The 15,098-nt window shown below is 65.9% G+C and carries 17 protein-coding genes; 7 read left to right on the top strand and 10 right to left on the bottom strand.

The window, feature by feature from the left end:
* Position 1: 1 nt before the first annotated feature.
* Together E2484_RS08370 and E2484_RS08365 are read right to left on the bottom strand one after the other, a co-directional pair.
* Positions 2-490, bottom strand: a complete 489-nt coding sequence (locus E2484_RS08370; RefSeq protein ID WP_137284746.1) for a GNAT family N-acetyltransferase — start codon at positions 488-490, stop codon at positions 2-4.
* 106 nt (positions 491-596) lie between these two features.
* Positions 597-2,528 (bottom strand): aldehyde ferredoxin oxidoreductase family protein, encoded by a 1,932-nt coding sequence (locus tag E2484_RS08365; RefSeq protein ID WP_137284745.1) that lies wholly within the window; start codon positions 2,526-2,528, stop codon positions 597-599.
* 157 nt (positions 2,529-2,685) lie between these two features.
* On the opposite strand from E2484_RS08365, the gene E2484_RS08360 reads away from it, so the two are divergent.
* Both E2484_RS08360 and E2484_RS08355 read left to right on the top strand, forming a co-directional pair.
* Complete coding sequence (locus tag E2484_RS08360) at positions 2,686-3,111, top strand: VanZ family protein (RefSeq protein WP_321112156.1); 426 nt, start codon at positions 2,686-2,688, stop codon at positions 3,109-3,111.
* Positions 3,112-3,642: 531 nt separating this feature from the next.
* On the top strand, positions 3,643-4,728 hold the full coding sequence (locus E2484_RS08355) for an archaeosine biosynthesis radical SAM protein RaSEA (protein WP_137284743.1): 1,086 nt from the start codon (positions 3,643-3,645) through the stop codon (positions 4,726-4,728).
* A gap of 247 nt (positions 4,729-4,975) precedes the next feature.
* Here E2484_RS08355 and E2484_RS08350 read toward each other — a convergent pair whose 3' ends face one another.
* The gene (locus E2484_RS08350) at positions 4,976-5,491 is read right to left on the bottom strand and encodes a hypothetical protein (protein WP_137284742.1); all 516 of its coding nucleotides are present in this window, start codon (positions 5,489-5,491) and stop codon (positions 4,976-4,978) included.
* Positions 5,488-6,156 (bottom strand): hypothetical protein, encoded by a 669-nt coding sequence (locus tag E2484_RS08345; RefSeq protein WP_137284741.1) that lies wholly within the window; start codon positions 6,154-6,156, stop codon positions 5,488-5,490. The genes E2484_RS08350 and E2484_RS08345 overlap by 4 nt, the downstream gene beginning before the upstream one ends.
* Positions 6,157-6,455: 299 nt before the next feature.
* On the opposite strand from E2484_RS08345, the gene E2484_RS24845 reads away from it, so the two are divergent.
* A complete protein-coding gene (locus E2484_RS24845) occupies positions 6,456-6,593 on the top strand; it encodes a hypothetical protein (RefSeq protein WP_170977242.1) in 138 nt (45 codons plus the stop codon).
* Positions 6,590-6,715 (top strand): hypothetical protein, encoded by a 126-nt coding sequence (locus E2484_RS25490; RefSeq protein ID WP_321112153.1) that lies wholly within the window; start codon positions 6,590-6,592, stop codon positions 6,713-6,715. Before E2484_RS24845 ends, E2484_RS25490 begins: the two co-directional genes overlap by 4 nt.
* Before the next feature lie 42 nt (positions 6,716-6,757).
* Here the strand turns inward: E2484_RS25490 and purQ are convergent, their stop codons facing one another.
* Positions 6,758-7,435: a phosphoribosylformylglycinamidine synthase I gene (gene purQ, locus E2484_RS08340; protein WP_137284740.1), complete on the bottom strand. Its 678-nt coding sequence runs from the start codon at positions 7,433-7,435 to the stop codon at positions 6,758-6,760.
* The gene (purS, locus tag E2484_RS08335; RefSeq protein WP_137285336.1) at positions 7,432-7,683 is read right to left on the bottom strand and encodes a phosphoribosylformylglycinamidine synthase subunit PurS; all 252 of its coding nucleotides are present in this window, start codon (positions 7,681-7,683) and stop codon (positions 7,432-7,434) included. The genes purQ and purS overlap by 4 nt, the downstream gene beginning before the upstream one ends.
* Before the next feature lie 154 nt (positions 7,684-7,837).
* Here purS and E2484_RS08330 point away from each other — a divergent pair, with 154 nt between their 5' ends.
* Positions 7,838-8,812 (top strand): formyltetrahydrofolate deformylase, encoded by a 975-nt coding sequence (locus E2484_RS08330; protein WP_137284739.1) that lies wholly within the window; start codon positions 7,838-7,840, stop codon positions 8,810-8,812.
* Positions 8,813-8,858: 46 nt separating this feature from the next.
* Here E2484_RS08330 and E2484_RS08325 read toward each other — a convergent pair whose 3' ends face one another.
* Positions 8,859-9,482: a class I SAM-dependent methyltransferase gene (locus E2484_RS08325; RefSeq protein ID WP_137284738.1), complete on the bottom strand. Its 624-nt coding sequence runs from the start codon at positions 9,480-9,482 to the stop codon at positions 8,859-8,861.
* 466 nt (positions 9,483-9,948) lie between these two features.
* Positions 9,949-10,974: a phosphoribosylaminoimidazolesuccinocarboxamide synthase gene (locus E2484_RS08320; RefSeq protein WP_137284737.1), complete on the bottom strand. Its 1,026-nt coding sequence runs from the start codon at positions 10,972-10,974 to the stop codon at positions 9,949-9,951.
* Positions 10,975-11,253: 279 nt separating this feature from the next.
* Between E2484_RS08320 and cofH the strand changes: the two genes are divergently transcribed.
* On the top strand, positions 11,254-12,651 hold the full coding sequence (gene cofH / locus E2484_RS08315; RefSeq protein WP_137284736.1) for a 7,8-didemethyl-8-hydroxy-5-deazariboflavin synthase subunit CofH: 1,398 nt from the start codon (positions 11,254-11,256) through the stop codon (positions 12,649-12,651).
* A gap of 27 nt (positions 12,652-12,678) precedes the next feature.
* Positions 12,679-13,236, top strand: coding sequence for a metal-dependent hydrolase (locus tag E2484_RS08310; protein ID WP_137284735.1), 558 nt, complete (start codon positions 12,679-12,681; stop codon positions 13,234-13,236).
* Here the strand turns inward: E2484_RS08310 and cofG are convergent, their stop codons facing one another.
* On the bottom strand, positions 13,237-14,352 hold the full coding sequence (cofG, locus tag E2484_RS08305; RefSeq protein WP_137284734.1) for a 7,8-didemethyl-8-hydroxy-5-deazariboflavin synthase subunit CofG: 1,116 nt from the start codon (positions 14,350-14,352) through the stop codon (positions 13,237-13,239).
* 68 nt (positions 14,353-14,420) lie between these two features.
* Positions 14,421-15,062 carry a 2-phospho-L-lactate guanylyltransferase gene (gene cofC, locus E2484_RS08300; protein WP_137284733.1) on the bottom strand — a complete coding sequence of 214 codons (642 nt, stop codon included), beginning with the start codon at positions 15,060-15,062 and terminating at the stop codon, positions 14,421-14,423.
* Positions 15,063-15,098: the final 36 nt, after the last annotated feature.

Here is a 15,098-nt window from a genome sequence, read left to right as displayed (position 1 = left end):
TTCAGTGGGCGCGGACGTAGACGTTCTCGGTGCGAGTCGTCCCGTCGAGTTGGGTCTCGGCCTCGTCGCGCTTCTCGAAGCCGTGGTCCTCGTAGAAAGCGTTGCCCATCTCGTTGTCGGCCAACACCATCGCCTGCATCCGCTCTGCACCCATGTCGGTCAGTCGCTCCTCCATCGCCTCCAGCAGGTCGGTCCCGATACCCTCGTGCCATCGGTCGGGGTGGACGTACAGGCGGAGGATGTCGCCCTCGCCGTTCTGGGTCGCGCCGTGACAGAAACCGACGATTTCCCCGTCGTCGTCGGTAGCGACCAGACACGCCTGCTCGTCGTCGGCGATGATTCTCGTCATCGTCTCGTCGGCGTACCACTCCGAAACCGCGTCCTCGATGACCGACTCCGGTACCACGTCGGCGTAGGCTTTCCGCCACGATTCGCGGGCGACCGACCGGATGGTCGAGACGTCGTCGTCGGTGGCTTCTCGAATTTCCATGGTCGGTGTTAGCGCGGATCGTGGTTAGCCGTAGCGGTCGGTTTCGTCTCGTATCGTCGCTGAAGGATGAGAAGATAAAACGAGCGACGTAACGCGGGAGAGAGCCTCAGTCGTCGCCGGAGGCCGCCGCACCGCCACTGCTCACGCCGGTTCCCGGCCCTACGTCGATGCCCAACTCCTCCAGTTTCTCCTCGGGGACGACGCCGTCCTCCCACCCGCGGACCTCGTAGTACTCGTCTTTGAGTTGGTCGAGTTCCACGAGTTGGCCCTCGGAACCGCCGCGGCCGGGGATTGCCTTGGGTTCGCCTTCCACGAAGCGGACCGGCAGGTCGTCGTCGCTCCCGTCGAAGCCGACGAGGTTGTTGTAGTAGCGTTCGAGGTTGTAGATGCGCTCGCCCGCCTCCATGAGTTCTTCCTCGCTCACGTCGCGGCCCGTCATCCCGTTGTACTGCATGACGTACTCCTCGATGCCCTCCGCGAAGGCGTTGAACTTGCAGATGTCGAACGAGTCGCTGATGGCGTGGAGGTCCTGGAACGTCGCGCAGAGTTCGCCCTTCCCCTCGGGTTCGTGGGGGTCGACCTTGTTCGGGATGCCCAGAATCTCCGCCGAGGGGGTGTATCCCCGGAGGTGGCAGGCACCGCGGTTCGAGGTGGCGTAGCCGATGGCCATGCCCTTCATCGACCGGGGGTCGTAGGCCGCCATGGTCTGGCCCTTCACGTCGAGGGACATGTCCGGGTCGCCGAGTTCCTCCGCGGCGCGCATGGCCCCTTCTGCGAGGAGGTCCGCGAGGTCGTCCTCGCGGTGGGCCACGCGCTCTATCATCTCTATCATGGTGTCGGCGTCGCCCCAGTCCAACCCTTCGTCGAGGTGGCCCTCCTCGGATGCTTCCATCGCCATGGCCATCGTGTTGCCCACGTCGATGGTGTCGACGCCCATGTCGTTGCACCGGTCTATCATCATGGCGACCTTGTCGCGGTCGTCGTTCATCGAGTTCGGGCCGAGCGCCCACGCCGACTCGTACTCGTAGGACTCCATCCGGATGTTGTGGTCCTCGCCCTTGTGGTGGACGTCGACTTCGACCTCCTTCTTGCATGCGACCGGGCAGGAGTGACAGGTGGGTTCGTCCACGAGGATGTTCTCCCGGACGTTCTCGCCAGAGACGTTCTCGGCTTCGATGTTCGGTTCGTCGCTGTCGTCTTCCCGTTCGCTACTGGTGGAGGTGTACTGGGCGTTCCGCGTCGGCAGGCCGTCCATCTCCTCGGTCAGGTTCATCAGGACGTTGGTGCCGTACATCGAGAGGCCGCCCTCGTTCGGGGCGGTCACGTCCGACTCCTGAATGACCTGCATCGCCTGCTTGTGGCCCTCCTGGAAGGTCTCCTGGTCGGCGGGTTTGGGCATCTTGGTCGAGGACTTGACGACGACGGCCTTGAGGTTCTTCGACCCCATCACCGCGCCGGTGCCGCCGCGGCCCGACGCTCGGTCGTCTTCGTTCATGATACAGGCGTAGCGGACCTGATTCTCGCCGCCCGGCCCGATGGCCATCACCGAGAGGTTCTTGCCGACCTGTCCGTCCACCTCGTCGCCGAGTTCCTCGATGGTGTCGTGGACGCCCCGGCCCCAGACGTGGGAGGCGTCTCGCAACTCGACTTCGCCGTCCTCGACGACGGCGTAGACGGGGTCCTCGGCCTTCCCCTCGAACAGCAGACCGTCGAATCCGGCCCACTTGAGTCGCGCGCCCGACCAACCGCCGTGGTGGGAGTCGGTGACGGTGTTCGTCAGCGGCGACTTGGTACAGACCGCGATTCGACCGCTCATCACGGTCTGGGTCCCCGTCAGCGGACCGTTCATGAACGCGAGGAGGTTGTCGGGACCGAGTGGGTCCACGTCCGGTCCTTGGTCGAAGACGTACTTCACGCCGAGGCCGCGCGCGCCGATGTACTTCTGGGCGTCCTCGTCGTCGATGCTTTCGTAGTCTACTCCTTCGTCGCTGAGGTCGATACGAGCGACGTGGTCTTGGAATCCGCCGAGGTCGGTCATAGTAACGGTCTATACTTGTATTGGGCCGGAAACGTGTTAGTGATTGCCTTGAAAGGGTAACTGGTATCGGTTACGTCGGTCGAGTGCGGGAGTCGGGCGTCGCCGCCAGCGACCGCCGCCTTTTAGCGCGGCAGGTGTCAACGCTCGGACGATGGAGATGGACGCAGTTCGACCGCCGACGTGGCTCCGGTGGGTCGCGGTCGCGGTCGTGGCCGGTGGTATCTTCTTCGCCTCGGTTCTGGACCCACCGTCGTCGGGGGTGCCGTCGCTCGGCCCGCTCGGGACGTTCGGGATGGACAAGTGGCTCCACGCGCTCGCGTACGCAGCGCTCGCCGGGACGCTCGCGAGCGCACTCGCGCCCGGCCGCAGTCCCACGGTCGTGGCCGCGCTCGCGGGCCTGCTCGCTGTCGGGTACGGCGTCGGCATCGAGTTCGTGCAGGCCCCGCTCGCGGCCCGGTCCTTCTCGGTCGCCGACATGGTAGCCGACGCGGTGGGCGCTGGCATGGCGGTTCTTGGCTGGCGCGCCTTCGTCGGGTTCGTGGGTCGGTCCCAGTCGAAACGCCGGTCGGAATCGGAGACGTAGCGGTCTATCCCGAATTTCGTTTTTCGTTCTCGTCAGCCGTGTTCTGAGGTGTTTTTATATTGTTCTATGATATTCCTACACTGCTCTATGATATCTCTACATTTCTTGGTAACCTCTCCATATTTCCCTGTGGTAGTTCCATATTGCTCTATATATTCTGGCACGCGCGAACAACGCGCGCGCGAGTGGACGAACGACCGCGCGAAGCGCGGGAGTGAGGAGGCTGGGGAGGTCTGAGGTGCGGTATGATAGGAGTCGGGAGTAGCTAGCTTCTCGCTGTTTCCGCCGAGAATGCGCTAGCTACTCCCGACTCCAAGGAGTTACCGCCCCGCACAGCACCGCAACGGCCTCACACCTCCCCAGCCCCTCCCTCGCTTCGCTCAGTCGTCCCTCGCACGGTTGGCGCGACCCAAACCGCGGGTCGCGCCAGCGCGCGCCGGAATAGAGGGATGTCGAGTGCCGGAACGGTCACGAGACGTTTCTGACTCGGACCCGAAGCCGATTTACGCGCAGGGCCGCTACCCGCCGGTAATGAGCAAGCCGACGCCCGACGTCTACGAGCAGGGCCGGGGGATGGACGCCCACAACAAGGTGATGCGCGAGATTCGCGCGGAGAAGGACGAAACCTACGACCCCCACGAGCCGACGCGAGTCTGGATAGACGAAGACCGGACGCCGGGCGGGGTCTACCAGAGCCTCACCATCATCCTCAACACCGGCGGGTGTCGGTGGGCGCGCGCCGGGGGTTGCACGATGTGTGGCTACGTCGCCGAGTCGGTCGAAGGCGGGTCGGTGGCCCACGACGCGCTGATGGACCAGATAGAGGTCTGTCTCGACCACGAACGGGAGAAAATCGAGGCGGGCGAGGCCGACGGCGAGTCGGGTCTCATCAAAATCTACACCTCCGGGTCGTTCCTCGACGAGCGCGAGGTAGGCGCGGAGACCCGACGGGCCATCGCCGAAACGTTCGCCGACCGCGAGCGAATCGTAGTCGAGAGCCTCCCGGATTTCGTGGAGCAGGAGAAAATCGAGGACTTCACCGAGCAGGGTCTCGACACCGACGTGGCGATCGGCCTCGAAACAGCGACCGACCGCGTGCGCCACGACTGCGTGAACAAGTACTTCGACTTCGAGGACTTCGTCGAGGCGAGCGAACACGCCGAGGCCGCCGGAGCGGGCATCAAGGCCTACCTCCTGATGAAGCCGCCGTTCCTCAGCGAATCGGAGGCCATCGAGGACATGAAGTCGTCCGTCCGGCGGTGCGCCGAGTACGCCCACACGGTCTCGATGAATCCGACCAACGTCCAGCGGTACACCATGGTCGACCAACTCTACTTCCGGGACGGCTACCGCCCGCCGTGGCTCTGGTCGGTCGCCGAAGTCCTCGAAGACACCGCCGACGCCGACGCCATCGTGGTTTCGGACCCGGTGGGCCACGGGAGCGACCGCGGCCCGCACAACTGCGGCGAGTGCGACGACCGGGTTCAGAAGGCCATCAAGGACTTCGACCTCCGCCAGGACCCCTCGGTGTTCTCTGAAGTCTCGTGCGACTGCGAGGCGACGTGGGAGGCCGTCGTCGAGCGCGAGAAGAGCTTCAGCCTGCCGCTGGCGCGATAGAGTAGCACTTTCAGCTTCTTTCCTACTCTTTTAGCTACTACCTACTCTTTCAGCTACTCCTCTACTTCTTCATCCAGGCGCGCGGGAGCGACGAGCGAAGCGAAGGAGCGACTCGTGCGAGGGACGAACGACCGCGCGTAGCGCGGGAGTGAGGAGGTTGGGGAGGTCCGAGGTGCGGTATGATTTGCTCGGGCCCGAAGCTAGCGTGTCGTCGTATTCGGTGTTCGCAGTCCAAAATCGAACCCCTCTACCAGAGACCGCCACAGCCCATGTCGGTCGTGATACCCGTCGTCTCCATCTCGTCCCCACGGACCAACACGTCGGTGGCCGAGTCGTTGCAGTCGAACCGCGCCTCGGGGATTTCGACCGTCCTCTCGCGGCCGCCGACCCAAACCGTAACCGCGTACCGACGGGCGTCCCGCAAGTCGATGGCGAGATTCGCGTCGGCACCGAAGTCGTAGCTCCGGCGGACCCACGGTGCTGCGTCCGGCTTGCCGATTTCGATAGCGAGTTCCTGCGTTTCACCGGTCTCGTTCCACACCCAGACCTGATGGGGGTTACTCCCCCGGCCGACAACGAGCGTCGTGACCGTCGAGTCCGCCGAGAGGTCGGTCACGGCTGGCGGAACACTCCTGTCGAGGGACTCGCCCGACTTCTCGCGGACCTCGGGCGGCCCGCCGACGAGAGGCACCGACGAGAGACACCCCGAGACCGACGCGGCGAGCGCCGACCCGCCGACAGCGAGGAGGCGGCGTCGGTTCATGACGTCTCGGAAGCGGTCGCGGTCGAACAGGCCAGATCGGTCGTAATCGAGAACTCCCGAATTTCGTCCGGTTCGACTATCACGTCGGTGGCCGAGTCGTTGCAGTCGAATCGCGACCGCTCCACGCCGACCGTCTCCTCGCGGTCGCTCGCGCGGACCGTGAACTCGTACGGTCTCGGCTCGCGGAGTTCGAAACCCAGTGCGGCACGGGCCGGGAACTCGTAGCGTTCGTCCAGCAGGGTCGTTCCGCCAGTCGTGACTGCGACTCCGACCTCCTGCGAGTCGTCGGTGTCGTTCCAGACCCAGACGAGGTGGGGCAGGTTGTCGTCGGGGTTAGCCACGTCGTCCCGGTCGCCGACTGCGAACGCGAGGAAGGGTTGCTCGGCGGTCGATTCGACGTTCGGTCCTGTGGGGACGCCGCGGTCGGCGACGGCGTCGGGTTCGACCTCCCGGACCTCGGGCGGCGGGCCGACGGCGGTGGTCTCGGGCCCGGGAGACGTCTCGGTTCCCGGGTCGGACATCGTCTCGGTACCGGAGTCGGTCGTCTCGGTTCCGGTGGTTCGGGCCGTTTCGTCCGGTGACTCGCCGCCGGTTCCGAGACAGCCAGCGACTCCGAGGGGTAGTCCGGTGGCGCAAATCCGGAGGAGGCGTCGTCTGGAGGGCATCGGCCGAGAAGTAGTGGTCGTCCGACAAATGTCTTCTGTCGGAGTTCCGGGGAAGAGAAGAGCGTCGGAAACCTACGTCGTGGCGACGGACCCCGACGTGACCGACGAAGTGCTAACTCTCCTACAGGGATGTGACACGCTACTCGAATTCAACACCCGTTTCGGTACTCTAAGCCGTCCCTACTCGGCGGATACCTCCCGGATAACAAAGTCCTCGGTCGCCTTTGGGTTCGTCCGGGGGGACACATCGAAGGCGACGGACGGCGACCGGGGAGTTCGCCGGGCGTCGCCGACCCGGTGTGTCGGACACAATGTCCGAGGGATGGGGCGACTACGAAACTATCTTCTGCTCGAACGGGTGGATCGAGATTCGCAACAGTGACGAGACCGACGACCAGTGGATAGCGAGCGACACCCCTGTATCGATAGAACGATGACGGTTCCCGCAGGTCCGCTTTCGGCGTGGTCGCTGGTGGCGGTAGTCGGTTGGCTGGTCGTCGTCGCGCTCGTCTGGTTGCTGTTCGTCGCCTACGGTCGGAATCAGAAGTCGAGACTCTGACCCGGACTGGAGGTGCCTTCCTGCGCCTCGAGCCGAGAGTGCCTACGACTCGAACCCGCGCAGGATGCCCTGCCCGTCGGTCCCGCCGACGTCCGGCAGCGAAATTCGCTCCGGGTGAGGCATCAGCACCGCCACGTTCTCCGATTCGCCGAGGACGCCCGCGACGTTCTCCTTCGAGCCGTTGGGGTTCGCTTCCGGCGTCACCTCGCCGTCCTCGTCGCAGTACCGGAAGAGAACTCGGTCGTCGGCTTTCAGTTCCGCAAGGTGGTCGTCGGTGACTTCGAATCGGCCTTCGCCGTGCGCGATGGGGAGTTCGACGACTTCGCCCTCGTCGTAGTTGGCGGTCCACGGCGTGTCGGCGTTCTCGACCCGGACGTGGACGTGTTCGCACTGGAACCGTGCGGAGGCGTTGGTCGTGAACGCGCCGGGCGTGAGTCGGGACTCCGAACCGATCTGCGCGCCGTTGCAGACGCCGAGGACGGGCGTACCCGATTCGGCGGCCTCCCGAATCTCGGCCATGACGGGGCTGTTGGCGGCGATGGCTCCGGCCCGGAGGTAGTCGCCGTAGGAGAACCCGCCGGGGAGCACGATGCCGGTGGCGTCCTCCGGCAGGCCGTCCTCGTGCCAGACGAGTTCGGCGTCGATGTCGAGGTGCGAGAGGGCGCGCTCGGCGTCCCGGTCGCAGTTGCTGCCGCCGAACTGGACGATTGCTACCGTCATCGCTGCTCGACTTCGACCTCGTAGTCGTGGATGGTCGGGTTCGCCAGCAGGCGCTCGGCCATCTCCTCGGCGCGCTCGGCGGCCGAATCGGCGGATTCGGCGTCGAGGTCGAGGTCGAACTGGTCGGCCGACCGAAGGCTCTCCAACTCGAAGCCGAGTCGCTCCAAGGCCTGCTTGGTCGTCTCTGCCTCGGGGTCCAAGACGCCCTCCTTCAGGCGAACCGTGACCGTGGCGGTGTAGGCAGTCATCGGTTGGAGGTGGTCGTCCATGCTCAAAAGCCCTTTCGGAATCCGTGTTCGTTTCACGAACGTGCATAGGTCAGGGAATGTTGCCCCGAAGCGGTGGCTTTTACCTCCGACCGCCCTGAGGACCGCCAAGTATGTCCTCCGAGCAGGTGAGACGATGAGCCAGCGCGAACTGACCGAAATCACCGTCATCGGCGACGACGACACCGGACTCGTCGCCCGCGTCACGAGCCTGCTGTTCGAGCGCGGAATCAACATCGAGGACTTGGACCAGGCGGTCCGGGACGACCTCTTCCGGATGACGATGCACGTCGATACCGGCGGAATGGACGCCTCGCGGGACGCCCTCCGCGCGGACCTCCAGAAACTCGGCGAGGACCTCGGAGTCGACGTCCGGGTCCGATTCCCCGACGACCGCGAAACCAGGAGCATCGCGGTGCTGGTCACGAAGGAGAGCCACTGCCTCCGCCAACTCTGCGAGGCCGAGGCCGACGGCGACCTCGACGCCGAAATTTCGGTCGCCATCGGCAACCATCCCGACCTCCGGTCGGTCGCCGAGGAGTACGGCGTCCCGTTCCACGACGTGGGCGACGCCGACGGCAACCCCGACGAGGACGAACTGCTCGACCTGCTCGGGGAGTACGACGCCGACCTCGTGGTGCTGGCCCGGTACATGCGGATTCTGGGGCCAAACGTGGTCTTCCGGTACGAGGGCCGCATCATCAACGTCCACCCGAGCCTCCTGCCCGCGTTCCCCGGCGCGAAGGCCTACCGGCAGGCCAAGGAGGCAGGCGTCCGCATCGCCGGCGTGACCGCCCACTACGTCACGACGGACCTCGACCAGGGCCCCATCGTCGCCCAGCGCGCGTTCAACGTTCCGGACGGGGCGACGGTCGAGACCCTCAAAGAGCGCGGTCAGCCACTCGAAGCCGACGTTCTGTTAGAGGCGGTTCGACTCCACCTCGCCGACGACCTGACCGTCCACCGCGGCCGGACCGAACTCAGGGAGGGCGCCGACGAAGGCGAGACTGCGGCGGCCTATCAACTCGGCATGGGTCCGGAACTCGACCGGGCGACGCCCGACGAACCCACGGACGAGAACCTCGTCGCTCCCACGTCGGACGACGATTGAAACGCAGTCGCCGTCGACCGACGCGAAGGCGGCGTAGGCGCGTCGGTCACGTCGAGTTCGCTCCGGTCGATTTCCGCGCCAGCACGAAGCACGTCTCGCCGCCGAGTTCGTCGTCCACGACCCGTCGCCAGACCACCTCGAATTCGGCGTCTTCGAGCATCGACTCGCTCTCCTCGGGACCGGGAACGCTCCAGCGCATCTCGACGCCGGTGTCTAGCCAGTCGTCGTTCCGACCCTCCCACTCGCTCGCGCCGATGGTCATCAGGAGGTGGCCGCCCGGCCGGAGAACCCGGGAGAACTCGCGGACGGTAGTGGGATGGTCCTCGGTCGGGACGTGGATGACCGAGTGGTAGGCCACGATACCGTCGAACGATTCGTCCGCGTACGGGAGGCCGGTCATGTCGCCCTGCACGAACCGCCCGTCGGGGACGCGCTCGCGGGCCATGCCGACCTGCTCGCGCGAGAGGTCCAGTCCCACGAGGTCGTACTCGCGGGCGACGGTCTCGGCGACGGGTCGGCCCGCGCCGCATCCCGCGTCGAGGACGCGCCCGCCTGCCGGCAGGCGGGCGCGGAACTCGTCTAGAAAGTCGGGGTCGTCGCTCCGCCGGGCGTCGTACTCGCTGGCCAACTGGTCGTAGCCGTCTCGAACCGCTCGCTTCTGGTCGGTCATGCTGAGTCGGGGCGTTGGTCCGAGTGACTCGGGGACGGTGGATAAGCGTTCTGCGTCTGTGGGCCGGGGTAACGTACGCAGTGGAGACGGGGCTTTGGACTCGTAACGTGTATTCTAATTTCTTAGAAGCGCATTTTCATTTGCTAAAGAATCATTTTTGCTCTTCTCGGCACGTTTTTGGTGGTCGGGCGGCCCGAGTGTGTCGCAGACCGCACGCGGTTGGCGCGGCGCTCGTGCGCCGCGCCGGAGGACGACCCGCGTCCGCCGAGCAATCGCGCCGACGGCGCGATGACGCAAGTGCGCTCCGGGACGAAAAGTGACAGAAGTGCGCCCGAGTGGAAAGTGACAGAAGAGCGCCGGACAGAACGACCAACGTCTAGATTTCTGAGATTTCAATGGAAACGTGGTGTGTGTTGGGGACCGCACCACCGAGCAAACCGCTCGTCTCGCGGTTCGAGGGCGCGTTTCAGAGGTTCCGAACCGCGGCCACGGCGTCCTCTAGCGAGGGCGTGTCGAACAGGTCCCGGCCGACGTAGGCGTTCGTCCCCGCGGTGTAGAGGTCGCGGGCCGCCGTGACCACCTCGTCGTCGAGCGGGTCCGGCGACGTCTCGCACAGCGACTTCCAGTAAGCGACGTCCTGGGCCTTGGCCTCGGCTTTGGCCTCCTCGACCGCCGCCGTCCACTCCGGTTGGGTGCGCTTGTGGAACTGGCGGAGGAACTCCTTGCTGACCTGCTGGCCGTGGAACGTGAAGCGGTTCTCGTCGAAGGTCCCAACCACGTCGGCGACTCGAACCTCGCCGTCGAAGTAGAGACACTCGATTTTGCCGTCTTCGTGGACCAGTTCCGCCTCGGCCGCGCGGTCGGTCACGATTCGGTTCACCTCGCGGGCGACCTGCTCCAGTTCCGTTACGTCGGCCAGTCCCGCGATGCGGTCGGCCTCCGCCCGCGAGAGGTAGCGGTCGCCCTCCTCGTACTTGGTGGAGAACTCCACGATGGGTTCCTCCAGTTGGACGACGCCATCGGGCCACTCGTCGAAGTCCAGACCGTGGTCCGCGGGGTCGGTGCGTCGCCGGAGACTCGACCCCACGGGGACGCTGTTCCGGAAGACGACTTCGAGCGGAATCAGGTAGTTGTCGGCCGCAGCAGCGTGGTACGCGTCGTAGTCGTAGTCCCGGCCCTCGTGGGGCAGGTCGGGCACCTGCGTCAACTCGATCGCCATCTCGGTCGGCGGTTCGTCGGCGTTGGCGAGCGAGACGACCTCGCCGGTCTCCTCGCTAACGACGCCTCGGTAGTGAGTCGGCACGCCCTCGTCCTCCAGCAACTCGAAGTTGAACGCGCCCATCGAGCAGAGACTCGCGCCCTTGTCGGGAATCTCGTCGGGCATCTTGCCCCAGTCGAACACCGAGTAGGCGTCGGTGAAGACGAACGCCCCGCGCCCGAGGGTGTTCGCGGACGGTTCCCGCTCGATGCGGAACTCCTTGACGCTCGTCACCGTAACCACCTGGGATTCGCCGCGCGACTCGCGCGCACCTCGTCGCTGTCAGTCATGTGCGAGGAGTCGCCGCCGCCGGACTAAGGCGTTTCCATTCCTGTGCGCACTTCCGAACCGTTTACTCCCTGAAGTATGCACTTTCGCGCATCGAATCGGGCGGAGAGCGATTCCATCGACGGAAGCGACACCGAACTCGCACGCGACGAAACCGCTCGACTCACCGACCTCACTCTGCCGTAACCCGTCGGTTTTTACCCCTTCGCCCCGTCGTGGCGGGTGATGGAAGACGCGGCCCGGACGAACGTCCCGCGCGAGCAGTTCGACTTCGAGTGCGTGCCCGAGACCGACCAGTCGTTCGAGAACGCACTGGCGAAAGCCAGCGACGGCGACCGACTCACGGTCGCGGACGGCATCGAACTCCTGACCACCGGTACCCGTAGCGAGGGCATCGACCTCGCCCGGAAGGAGCGGGTGCTGGAGGCCGCCGACCGCCGCCGGGCCGAGGTGGTCGGTGACGACGTCACCTTCGTCGCCAACCTCAACAACAACGTCACGACCGCGTGCAACACCGGCTGTCTGTTCTGCAACTTCAAGGACACCGCCCAGAACTTCGAGGAAGACAGCGACGAGGACCACGGCGGGTTCACCAAGACGCCCGCCGAGTCCCGGGAAATCGTCGAATCGGCCCGCGAGATGGGCATCTACGAGGTCACGTCGGTCAGCGGACTCCACCCCGGTCTCGTGCTGGACGGCGAACACGAAGAGATCCTCGAATCGAGCGACCGCGGCGACCTGAACTACAAGTCCCCGGGGGCTTACGAGACCGACCCCGGAACCTACGTCGAGCAGATGGAGGCCATGGACGTGGACGGTCTCCACCTCCACTCGATGACCCCCGAGGAGGCGTATCACGCCCGCCGAGGCACCGACTGGTCCTACGAGGAGGTGTACCGCCGACTCGCGGACGCCGGACTCGACAGCGTGCCCGGCACCGCGGCCGAGATTCTGGTGGACGAGGTTCGGTCGGTCATCTGCCCCGGCAAAATCGGCTCCGACGAGTGGGTCGAAGCCATGGAGGCCGCGGCCAGCGTCGGTCTCGACACGACGGCGACCATCATGTACGGTCACGTCGAGAATGAGGCCCACCGCGTCCACCACCTGAAGCGAATCCGGGACTTACAGGACCGAACCGGTAACATCACCGAGTTCGTCCCGCTCTCGTTCGTCCACCCGAACACCCCACTCGCCGAGCGCGGAACGATAGACTCGGGCGCGACGACACACGAGGACGAACTGATGATAGCCGTCTCCCGCCTGTTCCTCGACAACGTCGAGAACGTACAGTCGAGTTGGGTCAAGTACGGCGACGAGCAGGGCCTCAAGATGCTCTCGTGCGGTGCGAACGACTTCATGGGCACTATCCTCTCGGAGGAAATCACAAAGCGCGCGGGCGGCGAGTTCGGCGAGTTCCGCTCGTTCGAGGAGTACGTCGAGATGATAACCGCGGTCGGCCGGACGCCGGTCGAGCGCTCGACCGACTACCGACAGACCCGCGTTATCGACCCCGACGACCCGCCGTTCGGTCCTCGACTCGGTCCTGCGGCGGACGGGACGCCGATGGTGGACTCCGACGCGACTCCCGCACCGGCCGAGGACCCCTCGCCCGCCGACGACTGAGGGGCCGACGCACGAGCGCCACGACGCATGATGAACACCACTCACGCCGCGATGGGAGTCGCCTCGGCAGCCCCGCTCGCGTTCGTCGCGCCCGAACTCGCGCCCGCGGCGGCGCTGGCCGGATTCGCCGGCGGCGCGTTCCCCGATCTCGACTTGCTGTCGGGCCAGCACCGCCGGACGCTGCACTTCCCGGTCTACTACTCGGTCGCCGCGTTCGCGGCGAGCGCACTGGCCGTCGTCGCTACCGGCCCCGCGACGGTCGCCACTGCGTTCTTTCTACTGTCGGCCGCACTTCACTGCGTCACCGACGCGGCCGGTGGCGGTCTGGAACTCCGACCGTGGGAAGCGACCGACGACCGCGGCGTGTACGTCCACCCCGCGAGCAGGTGGATTCGGCCGCGACGTTGGATTCGGTACGACGGCGCGCCCGAAGACCTCGTGCTGGCCGGGGTGTTCTCGTTGCCGGGCCTGTTCGTCTTCGACGGCGCAGTCCGGACTCTAACGGTCGTCGCCCTCGCGGTGTCGGTGGTGTACGTCGCGGTCAGGAAGCGACTGCCGGAGATCGAGACGCGGTTCCTGCGGTGATTACCGGGCGTCGAGAACTCGCCGATACCGCTCGCCCGCCTCGTCGTCGGCCGCGATGGCGTCCCGAATTGTCTCCGAAACCCACTCGTTCCTCTCGCTATCGCCGCCGAGGTCGTCCGGGAGATACCGCCGATACACCGGTAGACGCTCGCGCAGGGGGACCCCGGCCTCGTCGGCGATGTCCTCTAATTCCTGCAAGGCGGGCCACTTGTACTCCGGATTGATGTGGTCGTCCGTCACCGGCGAGACGCCGCCGAGGTCGTCCACGCCGCAGTCGAGCAGGTCGCGGGTCGGCGAGAGGTTGGGCGGGACCTGCACCGACACCTCCTCCGGCAGACAGTACCGGGCCATCGCCACGACCCGGCGCATCGTCTCGACCGAGGGTCGGTCGTAGTTCGACCGCTCGTTCGGGACGACGTTCTGGACGATGACCTCCTGAACGTGGCCGTATCGCTCGTGCATCTCGCGGATGGCGAGCAGGCTCTCGGCCCGGTCGCGCCAGTCCTCGCCGATACCGACGAGGATGCCGGTGGTGAACGGGACCCCGAGCTCGCCCGCGTTTCGGATGGTGTTCAGACGCTGGCCGGGGTTCTTGACTCGGGGTCCGGCGTGGGCGTCCACGTCGGCGGTCGTTTCGAGCATCACGCCCATCGAAGAGTTCACGTCCGCGACCAGTTCCATCTGGTCGCGGGTCTGGTCGCCGGGGTTGCTGTGGGGTAACAGACCCTCGTCCAGGGCGATTTCGCAGACCTCCCGGAGGTAGGTGTGAATCGAGTCATGGCCCCACTCCGCGAGTTGATCGTGAATCCGCGTGTAGCGGTCGTCGGGGTCGTCGCCGAAGGTGAACAGCGCCTCGGTGCATCCGGCGTCCGCGCCGGTCCTCACGACGTCCCGGACCTCCTCGGGCGAGAGCAGCGAGGCCTCGCCGGGCGCGTCGAAGTAGGTGCAGTAGGTGCAGGTGTACCGGCACGCCGTGGTCAGGGGCACGAAGACGTTCTTGGCGAAGGTGAGTTCGTCGGCGGCGTCTACGTCTGCGGGTTCTACTGAGAGGAGTTGTTGGACTTCGGTCTCGTCGAAGGTGACGTCGACGTCGTAGTCGTCGGCCCCCGGAATCATCGTCCCCTTCTTTTCACGCGGCGCTCAAAACGATTGCTACTCGGAAACGCCGGTCGTCCGCCGAATGGTCACTTCTCTCGAACCACACCTACCCGACTCTCGTCGCCCGCCAGTCCGAAACCCGCCTCTCTCAACCAGTCGTAAGCCGCCCCGTCACCGTGAATCAACACCTCTGCTAGGTCCGCGCGCTCGTCTACGTCGGTCGCCAGTCGGTGCGAGTCCACCACGCGAACCGCCGCACCCACCTCTCGCGCGTTCGCCAGATGGTCCAGAAACGACGTACCGTGGTAGTCCGCCCGGAACTCGGGGTGACCAGCGACCAGTGCGTTCGTCCCGCCGCCGCGACCCGGCGCGATGGCGACCTCGCCGCCGATTGCCGACTCCGCGGTGACGTCCTCGCGGCCGAACAACCGCCCGAGTGCGTCGGGCGTCGCCAGCGCGAGGTCGGCCATCACGACCGCGACCGTTTCGTCGGTCTCGGCCAGCACGGCGTTGACCGCCTCGGTCAGCGGTCGGTCGTCCACCGTCACCGGAGCGTCCACTTCGACCGGCGCGGTGGCCAGCACCTCCGGTTCCCGGCCGGTCGCTCGCACCGTGGCCAGCACGTCGGCCAGCATCGCCTCGGCGAACGCCGCTCGCTCGTCGGCCGACAGCACGTCGGCTAGCCGGGTCTTCGGTTCGGTCGCGGCGTACGGAACGACGACCCGCATTCGAGTAGCAACTCGCTCGCCCTCCCTTAAGAGGCT

The sequence above is a fragment of the Halorussus salinisoli genome, from assembly GCA_005239435.1.
GTDB lineage: Archaea > Halobacteriota > Halobacteria > Halobacteriales > Haladaptataceae > Halorussus > Halorussus salinisoli.
The sequence above is the reverse complement of the archived record's forward strand: the minus strand, read 5'-3'. Positions and strand labels throughout refer to the sequence as shown.